This window comes from Bacillus haynesii (assembly GCF_001969855.1).
In the GTDB taxonomy this organism is placed as follows: Bacteria; Bacillota; Bacilli; order Bacillales; family Bacillaceae; genus Bacillus; species Bacillus haynesii.
The window spans coordinates 71872-92485 of sequence record NZ_MRBL01000018.1; the positions used below are offsets into that span (position 1 = coordinate 71872).

Annotated in this window: 16 protein-coding genes and 1 pseudogene; 3 read left to right on the forward strand and 14 right to left on the reverse strand. The window is 46.0% G+C overall.

Features of this window, described 5'->3' with window-relative positions; all coding sequences use genetic code 11:
- Positions 1–155 precede the first annotated feature (155 nt).
- The gene (locus BTA31_RS16480; RefSeq protein ID WP_043926589.1) at positions 156–1178 is read right to left on the reverse strand and encodes a glyceraldehyde-3-phosphate dehydrogenase; all 1023 of its coding nucleotides are present in this window, start codon (positions 1176–1178) and stop codon (positions 156–158) included.
- A gap of 515 nt (positions 1179–1693) precedes the next feature.
- Between BTA31_RS16480 and BTA31_RS16485 the strand changes: the two genes are divergently transcribed.
- Positions 1694–2914, forward strand: a complete 1221-nt coding sequence (locus tag BTA31_RS16485; protein ID WP_239693227.1) for a pectate lyase family protein — start codon at positions 1694–1696, stop codon at positions 2912–2914.
- 26 nt (positions 2915–2940) lie between these two features.
- On the opposite strand, the gene coaE is transcribed toward BTA31_RS16485, so the two are convergent.
- The 9 genes from coaE to citZ form a co-directional block, all read right to left on the reverse strand.
- Positions 2941–3546, reverse strand: coding sequence for a dephospho-CoA kinase (gene coaE, locus BTA31_RS16490; protein WP_076793205.1), 606 nt, complete (start codon positions 3544–3546; stop codon positions 2941–2943).
- A gap of 17 nt (positions 3547–3563) precedes the next feature.
- Positions 3564–4238 (reverse strand): sporulation membrane protein YtaF, encoded by a 675-nt coding sequence (ytaF, locus tag BTA31_RS16495; protein WP_268295685.1) that lies wholly within the window; start codon positions 4236–4238, stop codon positions 3564–3566.
- A gap of 178 nt (positions 4239–4416) precedes the next feature.
- Entirely contained in the window at positions 4417–5244 is an 828-nt protein-coding gene (mutM, locus tag BTA31_RS16500) for a DNA-formamidopyrimidine glycosylase (RefSeq protein WP_076793206.1), read from the reverse strand.
- Positions 5245–5262: 18 nt separating this feature from the next.
- Positions 5263–7902 carry a DNA polymerase I gene (gene polA, locus BTA31_RS16505; protein ID WP_076793207.1) on the reverse strand — a complete coding sequence of 880 codons (2640 nt, stop codon included), beginning with the start codon at positions 7900–7902 and terminating at the stop codon, positions 5263–5265.
- Positions 7903–8156: 254 nt separating this feature from the next.
- On the reverse strand, positions 8157–9902 hold the full coding sequence (pnpS, locus tag BTA31_RS16510) for a two-component system histidine kinase PnpS (protein WP_076793208.1): 1746 nt from the start codon (positions 9900–9902) through the stop codon (positions 8157–8159).
- Entirely contained in the window at positions 9895–10617 is a 723-nt protein-coding gene (locus BTA31_RS16515) for a response regulator transcription factor (RefSeq protein ID WP_009329363.1), read from the reverse strand. The genes pnpS and BTA31_RS16515 overlap by 8 nt, the downstream gene beginning before the upstream one ends.
- Before the next feature lie 328 nt (positions 10618–10945).
- Positions 10946–11884 carry a malate dehydrogenase gene (mdh, locus tag BTA31_RS16520; protein ID WP_020452553.1) on the reverse strand — a complete coding sequence of 313 codons (939 nt, stop codon included), beginning with the start codon at positions 11882–11884 and terminating at the stop codon, positions 10946–10948.
- 48 nt (positions 11885–11932) lie between these two features.
- Positions 11933–13204, reverse strand: a complete 1272-nt coding sequence (gene icd / locus BTA31_RS16525) for an NADP-dependent isocitrate dehydrogenase (RefSeq protein ID WP_043926625.1) — start codon at positions 13202–13204, stop codon at positions 11933–11935.
- 167 nt (positions 13205–13371) lie between these two features.
- Entirely contained in the window at positions 13372–14490 is a 1119-nt protein-coding gene (gene citZ, locus BTA31_RS16530) for a citrate synthase (protein ID WP_043926584.1), read from the reverse strand.
- A gap of 626 nt (positions 14491–15116) precedes the next feature.
- Between citZ and bglS the strand changes: the two genes are divergently transcribed.
- Entirely contained in the window at positions 15117–15848 is a 732-nt protein-coding gene (bglS, locus tag BTA31_RS16540; protein ID WP_076793210.1) for a beta-glucanase, read from the forward strand.
- A 191-nt stretch (positions 15849–16039) separates the two neighbouring features.
- On the opposite strand, the pseudogene BTA31_RS23735 reads toward bglS, so the two are convergent.
- Positions 16040–16168, reverse strand: a pseudogene (locus BTA31_RS23735) (transporter); the annotation flags it as partial.
- Between the two features lie 265 nt (positions 16169–16433).
- Entirely contained in the window at positions 16434–16898 is a 465-nt protein-coding gene (locus tag BTA31_RS16545; RefSeq protein ID WP_003184322.1) for a DUF441 domain-containing protein, read from the reverse strand.
- A 100-nt stretch (positions 16899–16998) separates the two neighbouring features.
- Here BTA31_RS16545 and ytvI point away from each other — a divergent pair, with 100 nt between their 5' ends.
- A complete protein-coding gene (gene ytvI / locus BTA31_RS16550) occupies positions 16999–18114 on the forward strand; it encodes a sporulation integral membrane protein YtvI (RefSeq protein WP_043926581.1) in 1116 nt (371 codons plus the stop codon).
- A 41-nt stretch (positions 18115–18155) separates the two neighbouring features.
- Here ytvI and BTA31_RS16555 read toward each other — a convergent pair whose 3' ends face one another.
- Positions 18156–18542: an FxsA family protein gene (locus BTA31_RS16555; protein WP_020452559.1), complete on the reverse strand. Its 387-nt coding sequence runs from the start codon at positions 18540–18542 to the stop codon at positions 18156–18158.
- 311 nt (positions 18543–18853) lie between these two features.
- A complete protein-coding gene (gene pyk, locus BTA31_RS16560) occupies positions 18854–20611 on the reverse strand; it encodes a pyruvate kinase (protein ID WP_076793211.1) in 1758 nt (585 codons plus the stop codon).
- Between the last annotated feature and the right edge of the window lie 3 nt (positions 20612–20614).

The window sequence follows — 20614 nt, forward strand, 5'->3', positions numbered from 1 at the left end:
TCCGGAGAGGTCCTAACCCTTTAAGTAATGCCGAAGCGCTCACGAACTAGAAGTTCACGAAAAATAGTATACTTTGTTTGAATATTTTTTGCAAGGCGGTTTTATCAATTGATGGTTAAGGGGTATTTATTTTTTTATCCGTCCATGCTCTTATTTTATACAGTTGAAGGGTGTTTCATTCTTGAAGCCGCATATCTGATCAAATCGACAACCCTGCACGAATATCCCCATTCATTGTCATACCATGCGAGCACTTTCACCTTTCTGTTTTCAAGCACCATTGTTGAAAGGCTGTCGATCACCGCCGAGTATGGATTCGTATTAAAATCGGATGAGACGAGCGGTTCATCGCATACATCGATGATCCCGGACATAGAGCCTGCGGCCGCCATTCGGAACGCCTCATTAATATCCTCTGCCGTCACATCGCTTTTTAAATCAGCCACAAGGTCAACGAGTGACACATTTGAAACAGGAACGCGCAGGGCCAGGCCGTGCATTCTTCCTTTTAAATGGGGCATGACAAGTGACAGCGCTTTCGCGGCGCCTGTCGTTGTCGGAATGATCGAAGACCCGCAGGCGCGTGCCCTTCTCAAGTCTTTGTGCGGATTATCAATATTTTTTTGATCATTTGTAAAAGCGTGAACGGTTGTCACCAGGCCGTTTTCAATGCCAAATGCATCATCAAGCACTTTTGCGACAGGAGCGAGACAATTCGTCGTACAGGAAGCGTTTGAAATAATTGTATGACACTCCGCATCAAATTCGCGTTCGTTGACGCCCATCACGATTGTGATGTCTTCATTTTTGCCCGGCGCTGTCAAAATAACTTTTTTCGCGCCGGCTTCAATATGGGCTTCCGCTTTTTCCTTCGAGTTAAATTTTCCCGTCGCTTCTACGACGATGTCGATCCCATATTGTGCCCACGGAAGAAGCTTCGGGTCCCTCTGATTGGTCAGCATGACCTTTTTACCGTTAACGAACAGACAGTCGTCTCCAGCCTTTACATCAAGCTCATAACGGCCGTGATTTGTGTCATACTTTATTAAATGAGCGAGCGTTTCCGGAGGGTAGCTCGCATTGATCACCGCAATGTCAATCTGTTCATCAAGCATCGCTTTTCTAAACACCATTCTGCCGATTCGGCCGAATCCGTTTATCGCAACTTTCACTTTCATCAAATATGCACCCCTTATTTTATGTCATTCCACATCATGATTTATTCAAAATAAGTATAACACATTATTTTTAATTAGCCATACCATTTATTTCTTTTACAGCAAATTTACGCACTTTTGTGAAATCGTGAACAAAAGACTAAAAAAAATCCTCCCTGAAGCATATATTTCAAATACATCTTTAGTGCTACAATTTGCAACAGCGCTAAATTTTCACACAACAGAAGGCATGTCTTCAAGGAAGGACAACCATGAAACTGATCAAAAACGCATCTTTTATCTTTACTTTTTTGGCTGCGGCCGGCATTTATTTTTTATTAGGTACAGTCGCTGCTTCTGCGGCAAACGAAGATTATCCGAAACAGATGATCAGGCTGGAAAGCTCATCAGGCTTAAACATTACGCCCGCCGGGAATCAAGACAACGCACCGCTAACAACAAAACAGACGAGCGGGGAAAAAGAAGAAAGATGGAGGCTGGATACGTCTGACGGCAAACAATTCAAGATCAGAAATATGGATAGCGGTAAAATTATCATCCCTGCCCATTACGCACTGTCAGACAATAATCCGGCTGTGGTCTACTATGACAATTCACGGAAGGAAGAGTTGTGGAAAATCATCGGGGCTGACAAAGACGGAAACGGAGATTTTATCACGTATAAAATCGTCAGTGCACAAAACAACAGCCTTGCACTGACACTGGACGGCAGCGGAGTGAAGCTTGCCAAATATACCGGCAGCTCCCTCCAAAAGTGGAAGCTTCCAAGCGACGGGCTCGAAGGTTTCGCCGGCTATGCAAAGGAAACGAACGGCAAGCAGAAAACAGGCACAAGCGGCGGCCTGCTTGGAAAAGTCGTCTATGTCAATAACCTGAGCGAACTGAAGGCCAATATTGAAGATTCAACGCCCCGCACCATTGTTGTCTCCAGCAATATCGGCGCTTCAGCCAAAACGGTATTAACGGTTGGCGCCAATAAAACAATCATCGGCTCGTATGAAAAACATAAGCTGAACAACGTTTACTTTAAAACAAAAGCTGACTCTGGCAACGTGATTTTCAAAAATCTGGTCATTGCACATGATGCATCCATAAATGAAAACAATGACATCCCTGTTTATATTACCGATTCGAGAAACTACTGGATTGACCATGTCACATTCCAAGGCCACAGCTATTCGGCAAACGGCCACGATCTTGACAAGCTGTTATACGTCGGCGCTAAAGCTGATTACATTACACTGTCTCAGAGCACATTCACAGACCACAGGTACGGCCTGATTCTCGGCTGGCCTCAAGATGACAAGCAATACCACAGTATATATAATGGATATCCGCGGATGACGATCAGCCACAATCACTTTGAGAATCTCTACGTCAGGGCGCCAGGGTTGATGCGTTACGGCTATTTTCACGCGAAAAACAATTATATTAACAATTACCATCTTGGCTTCACGATTACGACATTGGCGAAAATATATTCTGAAGCCAATTACTTCGGCACGGGCAACGAGAAAGGCATACTGGATGATTATGGAGACGGCGCGTTTAAAGATGTCGGGTCATATCCGGCGATAAAGGGGCAGAAATCGCCTGAGACAAGCTGGAGACCTTCATCCAACTACAGCTATCGGACGATGAAGGCCGGCAATGCCAAAGCTTTCGCCGAACGGTATGCAGGTGCACAACGCACCGCTCTGTATTATGCAAATTACAGCCAGTTTAAAAATGACTAATAAAAAAAGTGAGCGCGACATTGCGCTCACTTTTCAGTATTTGACCATGTATCAAGCAGCTGATGAAGCTGCGCTTCTGTATCTTTCAAACTTCCGCTGTTATCGATGACCGCGTCTGCCCTTTTCTTTTTTTCGTCTAGAGAATGCTGGGTGTGAATTCTGTTCAGCGCCTCGTCTTCATTGAGCTGGTTTCTTTTCATCAGCCGCTCAAGCTGAAGCTCCAGCGGCACCCAGACAACGATCACTTTATCTGTCAAATGTTCAAGCCCGCTTTCGTACAAAAGCGGAATATCAAGAACAACAAACCGTTCACCGGCCCGGATGGCTTCGTCGCGCTGCTTGATCATCATTTTTCTCACTTCGGGATGGACGATCGCATTTAACTGCAGCCTCTTTTCTTCGTTAGCAAAAACAATTTCTCCAAGTTTTCTCCGGTCGATATCGCCTGTTTCAAGCAGCACGCCTTGACCAAATGTCTCAGCGATTTTCTGATAAGCGGGCATCCCTTGTTCAACCGCCTCTTTTGCGATCACGTCCGCATCGACGACCGTGATGCCGCACTGCTGGAACATTTGCGCGACAGTACTTTTGCCGCTGGCAATCCCTCCGGTTAATCCGATGACCAATGTCAAAGGCCTGCACCTCCTTCTTACAGTTTCCAGATGCCGATCATAATCAGCAATATACCGGGAAGAAAGGTTAGTTTATCCATCCAGTTCCATTTCGATAAAAATCGGCCTGCCTGTATTCCGCAAAATACGAACAATGAGCTCATGATGCCTACCGTAATGCTCATCGGTACAGGGGGAAAGCCGAGCGCGGCCGCGCCGATCCCTGCGCCGAACGCGTCAATAGAGAGGGCGAAACCGAGAAGGAAAGCTTCTATACCGGTAATGATTCCTGATTTATCAATGTCGGCGCTTGTCGGTTTTCTTAAAATGTGTATCACGATTCCGAGCGATTTCAATTCAAGGTTAATGAGCGTTTTTTCAGAGAAGACGAGATCCTGTTCTTTCTCCGGCCTGAAAAACTGATACAGCACCCATGCGCCGATCCCCATCAATATGACGGCTCCGAGCCTTTCTGTTACGACAACGGGCAGGAATTTCGCCAAAAGGGTTCCGATCATCATGGCAATATACATCACGGCACCAGAACAAAAAGCAATAATCAAAATCGCTTTAAATGGGATTTTCAGCTTTCGCAATCCGTAAGTAAATCCGACTGAAAAACTGTCCAAGCTGACGGCAAATGCCAGCAGCAAGAAAGATGCAAACATCATATCAGGCTCTTCCTTTCTGTTGATGCGAGCAGTGTAAGTCATGCAGCCTAAAGGCAGCTTTCTAGGCTTCTTATATATATGAAAGAAGAAAACCATCCGTGTGTTGTTCACCTGAAAAAGAAACATCACACCTTAAAGCTTGCTTTTAACAGCTATATGGAGCGTATGCACCGACAGCTTGAACCATGATACGGCTTGCTTTTGTCCCTTTATGCGATTGTCATTTTTTCTGGCACTTTATGCAAAAATGCGTGCCCCTTCCGCCAACGACTGTTTTTTCAATTGGAGATCCGCACTTTTTACAAGGTTCATCTTTCCGGCCGTAAACGAAAAGTTTGAGCTGGAACATGCCGATTTCACCTTGTGAATTGATGTAAGATCTGACTGTGCTTCCTCCTGCTTCAACAGCTTCCTTTAACGTTTGAACGATCTCTTCATGGAGAAGAACCGTCTGTTTTTTTGTGAGCTTGTTCGCTGTTGTCTCGGGATGGATACCGGCTCTGAACAAAGCTTCGTCGACATAAATATTGCCCAGTCCGACCACTGTCCGCTGATCGAGCAGTGCGGTTTTCACCGAGCGGTTTGTTTTCTTCAGGCGCTCTCTTAAATAACCTGCTGTAAATTCGCTGTTGAAAGGCTCGGGGCCGAGCTGCCTGAGAGGCAGCTCCGTCAGTTCCTCTCCCGGCTTAAACAAATGCATCGTGCCGAACTTTCTGACATCCCGGTAGCGCAGCTCGCTGCCGTCCGTGAACCTGAAAATGACGTGCACATGTTTATCAAGCGGTTCATCGTTTTGATGAAGCCCGTACTTTCCTTCCATTCTCAAATGGGAAACCATGACACAGTCATCAAGATGAAACAACAGGAATTTTCCCCTTCTTCCGATCGACTGAATCGTCTGACCGGTCAGGAGCCTTGCGAATTCCTCTGGCTCCGCCGGCCGTTTAATGATATTTGTCCATCTAATCTCAACCGCATCGATCGTTTTCCCTCTTACAAGTCCGGTAAGAGTGCGCCGGACCGTTTCGACTTCTGGTAATTCCGGCACATCATCACTTCCTTTTCTCTATTTTGCATCGTACCATGAAGGCCCTGAAGAGCAGTCCACTTTCAGCGGAACGTCGAGCTCCAATGCATGTTCCATTACTTCAGGAACCAGTTTTTCAAGCACTTTGATTTCGTCTTCAGGCGCTTCAAAAATCAATTCGTCATGAACCTGCAGCAGCAGTTTGGCCTGGAGATTTTTTTCTTTCAGCTTGTCCGCCATGTCGATCATCGCTTTTTTAATGATATCTGCGGCGCTTCCCTGGATCGGTGTGTTCATTGCCGTCCGTTCGGCAAAGCTGCGCAGATTGAAATTCCGGCTCGTCAATTCCGGGATATACCGCCTCCGGCTTAAAAGAGTCGTTACATAGCCCCGCTGTTTCGCTTCTTGAACGGTCTCTTCCATATATTCTTTGACTCCCTGGAAGCTGTGGAAATAGCGCTCAATAAACGCGGCCGCTTCCTTTCTTGTAATTCCCAGGTTTTGCGACAAGCCGTAGTCGCTGATTCCGTAGACAATTCCGAAATTGACGGCTTTCGCCTGCCTTCTCATCGCAGGGGTGACTTCTTCTTCTGATACATGAAAAACATCCATCGCCGTTTTCGTGTGAACGTCCATATCGTTCGTGAATGCTTCAATCAAATTTTTATCCTTTGAAATATGGGCGAGAACCCTCAGTTCAATCTGGGAGTAATCCGCCGCAAATATGAGCCAGCCTTTTTGTGAAGGGACAAACGCCTGGCGGATCTTGCGGCCTTCCTCAAGGCGGATCGGTATATTTTGCAGATTCGGATCGGTTGAGCTGAGCCTTCCCGTCTGTGTTAAAGCTTGATTAAAGCGGGTATGCACTTTATGGCTGTCTTTTTTGATCACTTTTAAAAGCCCTTCAACATATGTGGACTGGAGCTTGCCAATCTGTCTGTAGTGCAGGATATCTTCGATAATGACGTGTTTGTCGCGCAATTTTTCCAGCACATCGGCTGAAGTCGAATAGCCCGTTTTTGTTTTTTTGACGGCAGGCAGCCCGAGCTTTTCAAACAAAATCACACCGAGCTGCTTTGGTGAATTGATGTTGAAGGTTTCACCTGCTGACTCGTGGATTTTTTTCTCGTATTCCGCTAATTTGGCGGACAGTTCCTCACCCATTTTTTTCAATCTGTCGACATCGACTTGGACACCGATCGATTCCATCTCACCGAGAATGTGAGCGAGTGGCATTTCGAGCGCTTCAAACAGATCGAGCTGCTCGTTTTTCTCCAATTCATCAAGGAGTTTTTCGCGCAGCAGCGATATCGCCTTCGCTTTTCTGGCTAAATGGTCGGCAAGCTCCTTCTCAGTCGGCACCGCCTGTTTTGCTCCTTTTCCGTAGACCGCTTCATCTGCTGCAACGATGTGTAATTGATGTTCTTTCGCAACGCTTGCCACATCATCGTAGGAGTGTCCCGGATTGATGATATAGGCCGCAAGGAGAACGTCAAATTCTGCGCCTTTCAGTTCGATGCCCCGCCAGCGCAAAGCGACCGCCGCGCGTTTTGCATCAAACACCCATTTCTTTTTCGACTCATCTTCGGCCCATTCTTTAAAACGGTCCGACTGAACAGCCGTCTCTTCCGGAATGAAAAAAGCGCCGTGTTCGTTGACGATCGAAAATCCGAGGATCGGCGCCTCGTGATAATTGTCGCCGAGCTGTTCGACAACGAGTGAAGCCGGTGACGCAAACAAGTCATCTGTGATGTCTGTCTTGATCTTGACGTTGAGCTCTTCAAACTGTTCTTCTTCTTTTTCTCCCGGCTCTTCGCCAATCCTTTCGAGCAAAGAGTTAAAGCCAAGATCTTTAAAAAGCTGGACGACCGCTTCCCTGTCAAAACCTTCGTATCCGAGGGAATCGAGAGTGACTTCAAGCGGCGCTTCTGTCGTAATCGTCGCAAGCTCTTTGCTCATTAAAGCCTGTTCTTTAAATTCTTCAAGCTTTTCTTTCAGCTTTTTCCCGCTAACTTCGTCTATTGACGACAGCAGCTCCTCTACTGTATGGAACTGTTTCAAAAGCTTGATCGCCGTCTTTTCGCCGACGCCCGGCACGCCTGGAATATTGTCTGATGAGTCTCCCATCAGCCCTTTCATATCAATGATCTGTTCAGGGGTAAGTCCGTATTTTTCCCGGACATGTTCAGGCGTATAGTATTCGACATCTGTAATGCCCTTTTTCGTGATGGCGACCGTTGTTCCTTCTGTAGCCAACTGTGTCAGGTCCTTGTCGCCGGAAAAAATCTTCACTTCAAATCCGTCTTTTTCCGCTGATTTGGCAAGGGTGCCGATAATGTCATCGGCCTCATAGTTTTCAAGCTCATACCTTGAGATTTGATAGGCATCGAGGAGCTCGCGGATAAACGGCAGCTGCTCGGACAGCTCGGGCGGCGTTTTTTGTCTGCCGCCTTTATATTCTTTAAACGTTTTATGCCTGAATGTCGTTTTCCCCGCATCAAAAGCAACGAGCATGTGGGTCGGTTTTTCTTCTTCAAGCATCTTCATTAAGATCGTGGTAAATCCGTACACAGCGTTTGTATGTATCCCTTTTTCATTGCTGAGAAGAGGCAGAGCGAAAAACGCACGGTAAGCCAGGCTGTTTCCGTCAACCAATACTAATTTTTTTCTTTCAGTCATCTTTATCCTCCTAAGGAGCCGATTCGTCAGCTTCCATTCAACTTCGTGATCATATTTGCTTATTTTATTTTAGCAAAGTTCATTTTGAAAGGAAAATGAGAGTGATTTTGCAGAAAATAAAAAAAGGGACGCGCTGTTGATCGCGTCCGTCCATATGGCTCCTTGGATGAAGGGGTTCACTAATGATCCTATCAGCCAAGTTTTAACCATGTATATAAAAGTTGTTAAGCCTTTGTAAAGTTTGCTAAATGAAGCTACTCGGATGCGCGTTTTAAGCGGACCGTGAATTCGGTGCCTTTTCCCCGCTCGCTTTCGACGTCGATTTCACCGTCGTGGGCCTCGACTAAATGCTTGACGATCGCAAGGCCGAGACCGGTTCCTCCTGAATTTCTGCTCCTGTCTTTATCGATCCGGTAGAACCGTTCGAATATCCTCGGGATTTCGGACCGCTTGATCCCGATGCCCGTATCCTTCACTTGAACTTGCACTGCATCTTCCAGAACATCAGCCGAAATCGTCACGTTTCCGTCTTCAGGCGTATATGTGAGCGCATTGTTCACCAAATTCAAAAAGATCTGCTTTAGTCTGTGCGGGTCTCCGGAAGCAACGGCCAGCTTATCCGGTTTTTCCAGGGTCAAGGTGATTCCTTTTTCCTCCGCTTTATTCTTCAAAAGCATCTCAATTTCAGCGAGGATTTCACCGATATTGCAATTTTGAATATTCAGGGTGAAGTTTTGCTGTTCGATTTTCGACAGATCCAACAAGTCCTGGATCAAGGTTTGCAGACGGCTGCTCTCTTTTAAGATGATCGATAGAAACTGCAACAGCGTCTCCCGTTCATTCATCGCTCCGTCCAAAAGCGTTTCGGTGAACCCTTTAATTGACGTAATCGGTGTTTTCAGCTCATGGGAGACATTGGCGACAAAGTCCTTCCTCATTTCTTCAAGCTGCTTTCTTTCCGTCATGTCATGGAAAACGAGAACAATGCCTTTCCACTCATCATTGATGCCGATAATCGGAACCCCGTCGACTTCAAAATACCTTCTTTCGATTTTGATCGGCAGCTTAAACATTTTACGGACCTTTGTTTCCGTCATAAAAATTTCTTCAATGAGATTAATGATCTCTTCGTGTTCGAGCACTTCGTGATAGAAATGGTAAAGAAGCTGATCGGCTTCTACGTGAAATTGCTTTTGATAAGCGCGGTTCACAAGGTGAATATAACCCTTTCCGTCGATTAAAATCAGACCGGAATCGATATTTTCAATGACGGTTTGCAGACGGTCGCGCTGCATTTCCTGGGCTCTTGTCATGTCCTGCAGGTTCTGCGCCAGCATATTGATGGACTGGCTCAGCATCGTTTCATCTTCGTTGAATGTCCTTGCTTTATAGTTTCCTTTGGCAAGCTCAATCGCCACTTGTGTCGCAGACTCAATCGGATTCGTATATTGAGAGGTAATTCTCGCCCCAAGCCCGGCGATGATTAAAAAGGCCGTTCCAAGGCTCACGCCGAGGAGAATCCAGATCTTTTGATTGATGTCTTGCAGTGAATCGGCAGGAGCGCTGATCAGAATATATCCTTTCACATTCCCGTCTTCTTTCAGGGGCTGAACGTAACGGTAAACGGACTCGTTATCAGGGTTGATTCTGAAGCCTCCTCCTTCACCGTTTAAATCCGACTCAAGCGCTTCTTTGATAACGGACTGATCTTCGGCGCGGCCCCCAAAATGAAAAAGAACCTGACCTTTTGTATCAACCAGCGATACATGACTGTCCAGTTCACGGCTTGCCTTCTCTAAAATGGCTCCTTGCTCCGAAGACTTCATGTTTTCACGATTTGCCAATGAAGCGACCAAAGCGGCCTCTTTTTCAATATGGCTGCTCAGTTTGGCATCGTAAGAGGAGTGAAACAAGTGAACGAGCAGAAAACCGAGTGAAGCAAATACGAGAATCAAAAGCGTCAGCAGGGCAGCTAAAAGCCGGGTCCGGAATTTAATCATTCAGTTTCGGCTCCTCCATTTTGTAACCAAGACCTCTGATTGTTTTAATGTATTCCGGTTTTTTTGTATTTTTTTCGATCTTATCGCGAAGGTGGCTGATATGGACATCGACGATGCGAGTATCGCCTGCAAAGTCGTAGTTCCAGACAGCATTGAGGAGAAGATCTCTCGTCAGCACCCTCCCTTTATGCCTTCCCAAATATAAAAGGAGTTCGAATTCCTTCGGCGTTAGCTCGAGGCGTTCGTTTTGAAAGTAAACCTCATAATGTTCAGGCAGTATTTTAAGTTCGCCTATAATCAGCTCGCCTGCATCCGGTTCTTCCGTTTCCTCCGGCTGAACGGACAGCGTCTGTGTTCTTCTTAAAATCGCTTTGACCCTTGCCGTCACCTCTCTCGGGCTGAACGGCTTCGTCATATAGTCATCGGCACCCAGCTCGAGACCGAGCACTTTATCGAATTCATCATCCTTTGCGGTCAGCATCAAAATCGGATACATCAGCTTCTTCTGTCTGAGTTCCTTGCATACTTCAATGCCGTCCATTTTTGGGAGCATCAGATCGAGCACGATCAGATCCGGCTTCTCTTCAATCGCCTTTAATAAGCCGGCCTCTCCGTCCATGGCCGTCACCACATGATAGCCCGACCGTTCAAGGTTATATTTTAGAAGGGTAACAATCGATTCCTCATCATCTACAACTAATATCTTTTTGCTCATGACATGCCTCCAGGCTTCAGATTTCCCCGACATCTCTTTCTCTATCTTTTGTTAAATAAACGTTTTCACTCCTATTTTAACGAAAGCCTATCCGTTCGACAATTTGATTTTTCAGTGTTTTGCATAAAATCTCTCTTTTTCGGCCATAAGCCGCTGTTTTAAGCGATGGAATGCTTCCATCAAAAAGAATGAAAATGTCCGGGCAGATGATTATGATTAGGTATATGCTGACAGCCCGTGTTTATGTCTTGATTTTCATATGGTCTTATGTAAAAAGGTTCGCATTCAAAAACAGGAAGGCTTGTCTAAAGCCTTCCTGACGTTTTCATTATGATAATACTTTCATGACGTTTTTGACTGATTCTACGGATCGATCAAGCTGACTTCTTTCGGTTTCAGTCAGTTCAAGTTCAATGATCTGTTCAAGACCGTTTCCGCCGATAATCGTCGGAACGCCGAGATAAATACCTTCATAGCCGTATTCGCCTTCAAGGTAGGCAATGGTCGGCAGCACGCGGCGCTGGTCTTTTAAGATCGCTTCAACCATTTCTGTCAGGGAAGCGGCCGGCGCATAGTACGCGCTTCCGTTTCCTAACAGATTGACAATTTCTCCCCCGCCTTTTCTCGTTCTTTCAACAATCGCATCGATCCGGTCTTTCGGAAGAAGCGTTTCAAGCGGAATGCCGCCTGCATAAGAGTAGCGAACGAGCGGAACCATATCGTCCCCGTGTCCGCCCAGTACAAAACCTGTAATGTCTTTGACGGAAAGGTTTAGCTCCTGAGCGACAAACGTTCTGAATCTTGCCGTATCCAAAACTCCCGACTGGCCGATGACCCGCTCTTTCGGGAAGCCCGATTCTTTATAGACGGCGTATGTCATCGCATCCACAGGGTTTGTCAGAACGACGATGATACAATCAGGTGAGTATTTAACAACTTCTTTCGTTACGCTCCTCATGATCTTTTCATTTGTAGCCACGAGGTCGTCCCGGCTCATTCCCGGCTTTCTCGCGATTCCCGCCGTGATGACGACGATATCTGAGCCGGCCGTATCTTCATAGTTTGCCGTTCCTGTAATATTCGCGTCAAATCCTTGGACAGGGCTCGCTTCCAGCATATCGAGCGCTTTCCCTTTTGTAGGGTTTTCAAGCTGCGGAATGTCGACTAATACGACGTCGGCCAATTCTTTTTGAGCCGTTAAAAACGCAGTTGTTGCACCTGTAAAACCCGCTCCGATGACAGATACTTTATTTCGCTTCTTTCCCATTTTTTCTACCCCTTTTAATTGTTGTTTGTTTTACCCCAAAACAGCCGTTTAAGACATGTTTTTGATAAGCTCATCACCGAATTCAGAGCATTTGACTTCAGTCGCGCCGTCCATCAAACGAGCGAAATCGTATGTGACGACTTTGGATGCAATTGTTTTCTCCATTGATTTAATCACAAGGTCGGCAGCTTCATTCCAGCCCAAATGCTCAAGAAGCAGCACGCCGGATAGAATGACTGAAGACGGATTTACTTTGTCAAGGCCGGCATATTTAGGAGCTGTACCATGTGTCGCCTCAAAGATGGCATGTCCAGTCTCATAGTTGATGTTTGCTCCAGGTGCGATGCCGATTCCGCCGACTTGGGCAGCAAGCGCATCTGAAATGTAGTCCCCATTCAGGTTCATTGTCGCCACAACGTCAAACTCGGCAGGGCGGGTCAGAATCTGCTGCAGGAAGATGTCAGCGATGCTGTCTTTGATGATGATTTTGCCGGCCGCTTCAGCTTCGCTTTGCGCTTTGTTTGCAGCGTCTTTGCCGTCTTTTTCGACGATGCGGTCGTATTCGGCCCATGTGAACACTTTATCGCCGAATTCTTTTTCAGCCACTTCATAGCCCCAGTTTTTAAAGGCGCCTTCCGTGAACTTCATAATGTTTCCTTTGTGTACGAGCGTTACAGACTTGCGGCCGTGCTCAATCGCGTACTCGATCGCCGCTCTGACAAGCCTTGATGTTCCTTCTTCAGAAACCGGTTTGATGCCGATGCCCGATGTTTCAGGGAAGCGGATTTTGTTGACGCCAAGCTCGTTTTTCAGGAATGAAATCAGCTTCTCAACTTCTTCAGAGCCTTTCGCGTACTCGATACCGGCGTAGATATCTTCAGTATTTTCACGGAAGATCACCATATCCGTATCTTCAGGGCGCTTAACCGGTGAAGGAACGCCTGTGAAATAGCGGACAGGACGCAGGCATGTAAACAAGTCAAGCTCTTGTCTGAGCGCGACGTTCAGTGAACGGATTCCGCCGCCTACAGGAGTTGTTAAAGGACCTTTAATCGCGATCAGGTATTCGCGGATCGTATCAAGCGTTTCTTCAGGAAGCCATTCGCCTGTTTTGTTGTACGCTTTTTCCCCGGCGTAGACTTCTTTCCAAGTGATTTCCTTTTCGCCGTTATACGCTTTCTCCACAGCCGCTTCAAGAACCCTGGAAGCTGCTCTCCAAATATCAGGACCTGTTCCGTCCCCTTCAATAAACGGGATAACCGGGTTGTTTGGAACGTTTAATACTCCGCCGGAGACTGTAATTTTTTCGCCTTGTGCCACAATAAAACCTCCCATAATATGTAATTCTTCAATATAGAAAAACATTTGTTTCCCCCGTTTGGCGGGGGACAAACATGTTTTTTCATAGATTCATGAATTCATTGTTTCCTTAGAAAAGCCGTTAAGAGGCCGGCCGAACGAAGCTCGAGCAGCCTCTTTTCAAACGATCAGCTTCTTTCTTCAATCGGAATGAACGTCTGCATGTCAGGGCCGGTATAGTCAGCCCGCGGACGAATCAGGCGGTTATTTTCATACTGTTCAAGAATGTGAGCAAGCCAGCCTGATACCCTGCTGATCGCAAAAATCGGTGTAAACAGATCATGGTCGATTCCTAAGCTATGATAAACCGACGCAGAATAAAAGTCTACGTTTGGCGGCAGCTTTTTCTGAGACGTGACGATTTCCTCAGTCCGCTCTGAAATCTCATACCATTTGCTTTCACCCGTTAAATTCGTCAAACGTCTGCTCATTTCCTTCAAATGTTTTGCGCGGGGATCGCCCTGACGGTATACGCGGTGGCCGAATCCCATGATCTTTTCTTTCTTTTCAAGCTTGGCGTGAATATATGAATCTACGTTTTCGACCTCGCCAATCTCTGAAAGCATTTTCATAACTGCTTCGTTTGCTCCGCCGTGAAGCGGACCTTTCAAGGCCCCGATTGCGGCCGTTATCCCTGAGTAGACGTCTGAAAGCGTCGCGACGCATACTCTGGCTGTGAAGGTAGATGCGTTCAGCTCATGATCCGCATGCAGAATTAAAGCTTTGTCAAACGCTTCCACTTCAACAGGTGAAGGTTCTTTTCCATTCAGCATGTAGAGAAAGTTGGCGGCAAAACCGAGTTCCGGATTTGGCTCAATCGGCTCGAGCCCTTTGCGGATTCTTGAAAAAGCAGCGACAAGCGCAGGCATCTTCGCTTGGAGACGCACCGCTTTTCTGTAGTTTGCTTCCGCATCCATTTGATCTGCTTCTTCGTCAAACAGTCCGAGTAAAGAAACGGCTGTCCGAAGAGCTGCCATCGGGTGGACTTTTCCATTCGAGTAGGATTTGAAATGGTCAATGACTTCTGTGGGGATACCGGCATTTTCAGAAAGCTGTTTTTTAAGCTCGGCAAGCTCCTCTTTGTTCGGCAGCTTTAAATGCCAAAGCAGATAAACAACTTCTTCAAAGCTAGCTTTTTCTGTCAAATCATCGATGTTATACCCTACATATGTAAGAGTATCATCAATAATTGAACTTACTGATGATGTAGTGGCGACTACCCCTTCAAGGCCGCGTGTTGCTGTCATACTCATCTCTCCCTTTTTTAAAAATTTCCCCTTTTAAAATTAAACCAAAACCCAGGAGCAAAAACAACGCATGATGTATACATCTTCTTTAATCCAAAAAGAAAATGCTTACATTAAATCGTTTTTCGAATAAAACAATCGTGCGTTTCTATATACCGTTCGATACTCCGATATGCTCAATAAAGATTAAGCATATTTATATTATAAACAATAATCTGATAAATTTGTAGGTTTTTGATCAAAAATGCTTTTAAAGCCTTATAAATCAAGGGTTCGTAGTTATTTATTATCAATCGACAGCTTTGTAGAATCATGTATTCTTCTGTATCTATTTGGGGGAGGTTTTGGGGAGGGATTTTTATTAAAAGTGGACAGACGTATTCCTCCAGTTCTTTCATACTAATCGGTTTATGATTTTCACCTATAATAAATTTATAAACAAAAGAAAAGGCGATAAAAATCTTTTAGCTTGTTACTTCATAGAAAATCCCCTTCGTTCGTTTTAAAACAAACGGGAGGGCTTTATTAATGAAAAGTTATTATCATTATTTTGACCGATGTGCCCTTTTAAAAGAATCAGGTATGATCGGTAAAGAAAACGCTTTTGAAGAAAGGGGAATGCCAACATGCCTTTTCGTATGAAACGAGTGTTGTTGCTTCTTGTCACTGGATTGTTTTTGAGTTTGTATGCAGTCACTTCTACTGCCTCGGCTCAAGCAGGCGGATCGTTTTATGACCCTTTTAACAGCTATAACTCCGGTTTATGGCAAAAAGCAAATGGTTATTCGAATGGAGATGTGTTCAACTGCACGTGGCGTGCAAATAACGTATCAATGACATCATTAGGTGAAATGCGTTTGGGGTTAACAAGTCCATCTCATAACAAGTTTGACTGCGGGGAAAATCGCTCTGTTCAAATATATGGATATGGACTTTATGAAGTCAGAATGAAACCAGCTAAAAACGTAGGGATCGTTTCATCGTTCTTCACTTACACAGGTCCAACGGATGGAACGCCTTGGGATGAGATTGATATCGAATTTTTAGGAAAAGATACAACAAAGGTTGAATTTAACTATTATACGAATGGTGTAGGAAACCATGAGAAGCTTGTGGATCTCGGATTTGATGCAGCCAATGCCTATCATACGTATGCGTTCGATTGGCAGCCAAAGTCGATTAAATGGTATGTCGATGGGCAATTAAAACATACCGCGACGAGCCAAATTCCGACTACGCCAGGAAAGATCATGATGAACTTGTGGAATGGTATTGGTGTTGATGACTGGCTCGGTTCCTACAATGGTGTAACACCCCTATACGCTCATTACGACTGGGTGCGTTATACAAAGAAATAATGTCAAATATGATAAGAGCCTGCTGCCTCAATATCATAACCAGGCTCTTATGATTGTAATGAGAAGTTGTTGGTATGAATAGTCTTTTATACGAATCTTATCGAGATGATGTCAGCCCTCTTTTATTCATATGACTGGGTTTGCTTTTATTTGATTCTTTAGTTCTCTTTCTTTTGTTAAAGTGACATCTTCATATCCGGCGTCTCTTGTTTAGCAGAAAAAAATAGATTCTCCGGCGCTGAACAGCACTCGCAGTCGACAGCCATCATAATAAAGGATGCAATAACTGATGCAAGCGTTTCAGCCCGAAAGAGACGATAGATCATTTTTTCTTTTTATCCAAGCTTACCTGCTGAAGTCTCCACAAATCAAAACCTACAAATTTGAAATAAATTGTCATATTTACCCACACGGATTTTCGACAAACTGAGCCCTCTTTTTATAGAGGGCCTTATTTTTTTGCACCAGCTGACTTCTATTTACAGATTTTTAGTAGCTTTAACTGCGTTATTTATGTTTATTTTTAGTTGTGAAAGTTTTTTTCAAACTAAAAACCCCCTGAAACAGGGGGGACCGCGCACATTTCTAAGATGTGAAATGCTGGACGGCTTGCATGACAAGATAGGCGATCCCGGCACCGATCAGCGGACCGACGGCAACGCCTTTGAATAAAGCGACCGCTAAAATCGTTCCAAATACAAGAGCGGTCGTGATATGCGGGTCTTCTGCAAGCAATGTGATCCCGTTTTTGGCGATCAATGCTACGAGAATGCCCGCTCCGAGTGCGATCCATGCGTAATATGATTTCATCGCTTCGCCAAGCTGTTTAAAGCCGATCTCTCCTGTCGCAATCGGCACAAGGACCGCTATTGTAATGACGGTAACACCCCAGTTGATCCCTTTGGATTGGATGGCCGGAAACAGCTTTTGATCGAGGCCGATCAGCTTGATTAAAAGCAGTACGGATACGGCGATAATCAACGACTGATTTTTCGCGATTAAAGCGATGGCCAAAAGCAGGATCAAAAATAAATTGGCTTGAGTAAACATGCTGTATTCAACTCCATTTTTTTATGACCTTTCTCATAATAACAGGACTCAAGAATAAAATGAAATAAGGACATGCTTTCTAATATCAGGAGGATGCGAATTGAACCAATCCTATCTCACAGCTGCGCTTCGGGCCGTGTATGTGTTGTTTTTGGCCGCTGCTTGCGGAGCGGTCGGCTACTACTCTTTTCCGTTAACCTATCCTTTTGTGATTGCGCTTATTCTCGCCGTCATGATCAACCCTTTTGTGGAATGGCTCGATAAGCGGACCGGGTTCCCGAGAGGCGTCAATGTCGGCATTGTGCTGTGCGGCTTTTTGATCGCCGGCGCGGGCTTTTTGACACTGGTCGTTGCCGAGATCGTCTCTGGAACGGCTTATTTAGCTAAAATACTCCCCGTCCAGTTTAATAAAGCCGCTCTTTATATCGAATCGTTTTTTACGAATCAAATCATGCCGCTGTATAATCAGCTGGCCGCTTTTTTTGACGGGCTTGAAGCCGCCCAGCAGGAATCGATCATTACACAGGTCCAAAATTTGGGCAGTGAACTCGCTTCAGGCACCGCTTTGTTTCTTTCAAAAATTCTTGAGATGGTGCCCCTTTTTTTCGCCATTCTGCCGAATACGGCAGCCGTGCTGATCTTTTCGCTCCTGGCCACTTTTTTTATCAGCAAAGATCTGCATAAAATACAAAACAAGGCGCGGTCTGTTCTTCCTGATCGGCTGATCTCGGGTACAGCGGCTGTCTATGCAGAATTGAAAAGAGCGCTGGCAGGCTTTGTGAAGGCCCAGCTTACCCTTGTGTCGATGACGATGGTGCTCGTGTTGATCGGGCTTTCCGTGTTGAAGGTCAATCATGCTGTGGCCATCGCTTTTCTCATCGGGCTGGTCGACCTGCTGCCGTATTTGGGAGCAGGATCTGTATTTGTCCCGTGGATTGTCTATCTAGCAGCGTCAAAGCAGCTGCCGCTCGCGATCGGCCTCGGAGTTCTGTACATCGTCGTGCTCGTCTTCAGGCAGCTTGCCGAACCGAAGATTTTGAGCCGGTCAATCGGACTTCACCCTTTGGGAACATTGATCGCGCTGTTTGCCGGTTTCAAATTGTTTGGCTTTCTCGGATTGATCATGGGCCCCGCCCTTCTCGTTCTCATTCAGGCTCTCTTTACAACAGGTATTTTTAAAGACATATGGCTGTTTATTAAAGGAAATGAAAAATAAGCGGCATCCTGCATTTTCCATGCGGGATGCCGCTTATCGGGTTATTTGATGATGTTGATCCGCCTGCCTTCAGACATCCTCTTCAGCTTGCGGGATATGAACGGTTTGAAACGGCTGCGCGTTGCCGGCAGCAGCAGCAGTAAACCGATGATATCCGATAAAAAACCGGGCAGCAAAAGCAGCATGCCGCCTATGAAAATACAAAGCCCGTCCAAAATCGCATCTCCCGGCATCTTTCCGTACTGAAGATCGCGCTGAACTTTGTAGTAGACTTCGATTCCTTGTTTTTTGGCGAGAGCGGCCCCGAGAAATCCCGTCAAAATGATCAGCAAAACGGTCGGCAGTACACCGATCCAATTAGCGGACAAGAGGAACAGACCGATTTCACTCGCTGGAAAAATGACGAGAAATAATAAGAAAAACTTCATTGTCTTCACCTCATAATTCTAAAATGGAAGCGAACGGCCGCCCTATTTTGCTTGTGCCGCCTGCAAAAAAAGAAGGGAAAAGCTTCCCTTCTTCCAGCGTATTGTCAAACCCTCGCATTCGTTGTCAGGCTTGCGCGTCGGTGCTCACGAATTCAAACATTCGCTCCGCTCCGATGCTCGGCCTTCCTAGACTGCAAGGGTTTTCAATCACGCTGTATTAAAGGATGACAAAATCCTAAAACTGAAAAACGTTTTAGGATTTTGTCATCAATCTGAAAGAAGGGAAAGATTCCCTTCTTCTCAATAAGCGATTAAAGTACGCTTGCACGTCCTTTGTAAACAGCTCCGCGGGCAGAGTCGACCGTAATGTCTTCTCCCTCTTTCAGAATGGAAGTCGCATTTTCCATTCCGACGATGACAGGAATGCCGAGGCTTAAGCCTACGACTGCCGCGTGGCTTGTTAAACCGCCTTCTTCCGTAATCAGTGCAGCCGCTTTTTCAAGGGATGCCATCATGTCACGATCCGTGCTTTTTGTAACCAAAACGGCGCCATCTTTCATTTTTTTGTCCGCTTCTTGTGCATTTTGAGCGATGACAACTTCACCAAACGCAGATTTGCGTCCGATTCCCTGGCCTTTTGCGACCACGTCTCCGACAACATACACTTTCATCAAGTTTGTTGTACCGGCTTCACCGACAGCTCCAGCCGTGATAACGATCAAGTCGCCGTGGCGTACGATGCCTGTATCAAGAGATTTTTGCACCGCTTTTTCAAGCATTTCGTCAGTGGAGCTGTGGTTTTGTCCGCTTGTTGCAAAAACGCCGAAGACAAGAGACAGCTTTCTTGAAACCGCATCGTTTACAGTAACTGCGACAATCGGCGCCTGCGGGCGATATTTGGAAATCATTCTCGCCGTATGGCCGCTTTCTGTCGGTGTGACGATGGCATTCACATCAAGGTTGATTGCCGTATGCGCCACAGACTGGCCGATCGCATCTGTAATTGACATGCTGACTTGCTTGCTTCGTGCGGAAAGGATCTTTTTATGGTTGAGCGCTTCTTCTGAACGGGAAGCGATATTGTGCATCGTCTGAACGGCTTCAACAGGATAATTTCCCGCAGCCGTTTCACCTGAAAGCATGATCGCGTCAGTTCCGTCAAAGATCGCATTGGCGACGTCGCTCGCTTCCGCGCGTGTCGGACGCGGATTGCGCTGCATGCTGTCAAGCATTTGGGTAGCCGTGATGACAGGCTTGCCAAGTGCATTGCATTTTTTGATCAGTTCTTTTTGAACGAGCGGCACTTCTTCGGCAGGGATTTCTACACCCAGGTCTCCACGTGCAACCATCAGACCGTCTGATACTTCAAGAATGGCATCGATGTTGTCAACGCCTTCCTGGTTTTCGATTTTTGGAATGATTTGAATATCTGCCGCATTGTGCTCTTCAAGAAGTTCGCGGATTTCAAGGACATCCGACGGACGGCGTACAAAAGATGCCGCGATGAAATCAACGCCCTGCTCGATACCGAACACGATGTCGTTTGCGTCTTTTTCCGTAATTCCCGGAAGATTGACGCTGACGCCCGGCACATTCACGCCTTTTTTGTTTTTCAGCGTTCCGCTGTTCATCACTTTCGTGACGATTTCACGCTTGTCCTTGTTTATGTCTGTGACTTCAAGTCCGATCAATCCATCGTCAAGCAAAACCGTTGAACCAATTGACACATCGTGAATCAGCCCATCATATGTAACTGAGATTTTGGCAGGCGTACCGATGACTTCGTCCATTGAAACGATCAGCTGGGAACCAGCATCCAGTTCGATTGAACCGCCTTCCATAGTGTGCGTGCGGATTTCCGGCCCTTTCGTATCAAGAAGGATACCGATATCTTTTCCCAGCTTGCCGGCTGCTTCGCGAATGTTTTTAATTCTTGCGCCGTGCTCTTCAAAATCTCCATGGGAAAAGTTCAGGCGCGCCACGTTCATTCCGGCCTCCATCAGCTGGGTGAGCTTTTCGACACTTTCGCTGGCCGGTCCAATTGTACAAACTATTTTAGTCTTTCTCATATT

Bases quoted from the DNA above. Each gene is read 5' to 3' on its own strand.
- BTA31_RS16545 (WP_003184322.1), bottom strand. From the start codon at position 16,898: ATGTTTACTCAAGCCAATTTATTTTTGATCCTGCTTTTGGCCATCGCT.
- ytaF (WP_268295685.1), bottom strand. From the start codon at position 4,238: ATGACTTACACTGCTCGCATCAACAGAAAGGAAGAGCCTGATATGATG.
- BTA31_RS16555 (WP_020452559.1), bottom strand. From the start codon at position 18,542: ATGAAGTTTTTCTTATTATTTCTCGTCATTTTTCCAGCGAGTGAAATC.
- polA (WP_076793207.1), bottom strand. From the start codon at position 7,902: ATGACTGAAAGAAAAAAATTAGTATTGGTTGACGGAAACAGCCTGGCT.
- mdh (WP_020452553.1), bottom strand. From the start codon at position 11,884: ATGGGAAAGAAGCGAAATAAAGTATCTGTCATCGGAGCGGGTTTTACA.
- pyk (WP_076793211.1), bottom strand. From the start codon at position 20,611: ATGAGAAAGACTAAAATAGTTTGTACAATTGGACCGGCCAGCGAAAGT.
- BTA31_RS16480 (WP_043926589.1), bottom strand. From the start codon at position 1,178: ATGAAAGTGAAAGTTGCGATAAACGGATTCGGCCGAATCGGCAGAATG.
- pnpS (WP_076793208.1), bottom strand. From the start codon at position 9,902: ATGATTAAATTCCGGACCCGGCTTTTAGCTGCCCTGCTGACGCTTTTG.
- bglS (WP_076793210.1), top strand. From the start codon at position 15,117: ATGCCTTTTCGTATGAAACGAGTGTTGTTGCTTCTTGTCACTGGATTG.
- BTA31_RS16485 (WP_239693227.1), top strand. From the start codon at position 1,694: ATGGATAGCGGTAAAATTATCATCCCTGCCCATTACGCACTGTCAGAC.
- citZ (WP_043926584.1), bottom strand. From the start codon at position 14,490: ATGACAGCAACACGCGGCCTTGAAGGGGTAGTCGCCACTACATCATCA.
- BTA31_RS16515 (WP_009329363.1), bottom strand. From the start codon at position 10,617: ATGAGCAAAAAGATATTAGTTGTAGATGATGAGGAATCGATTGTTACC.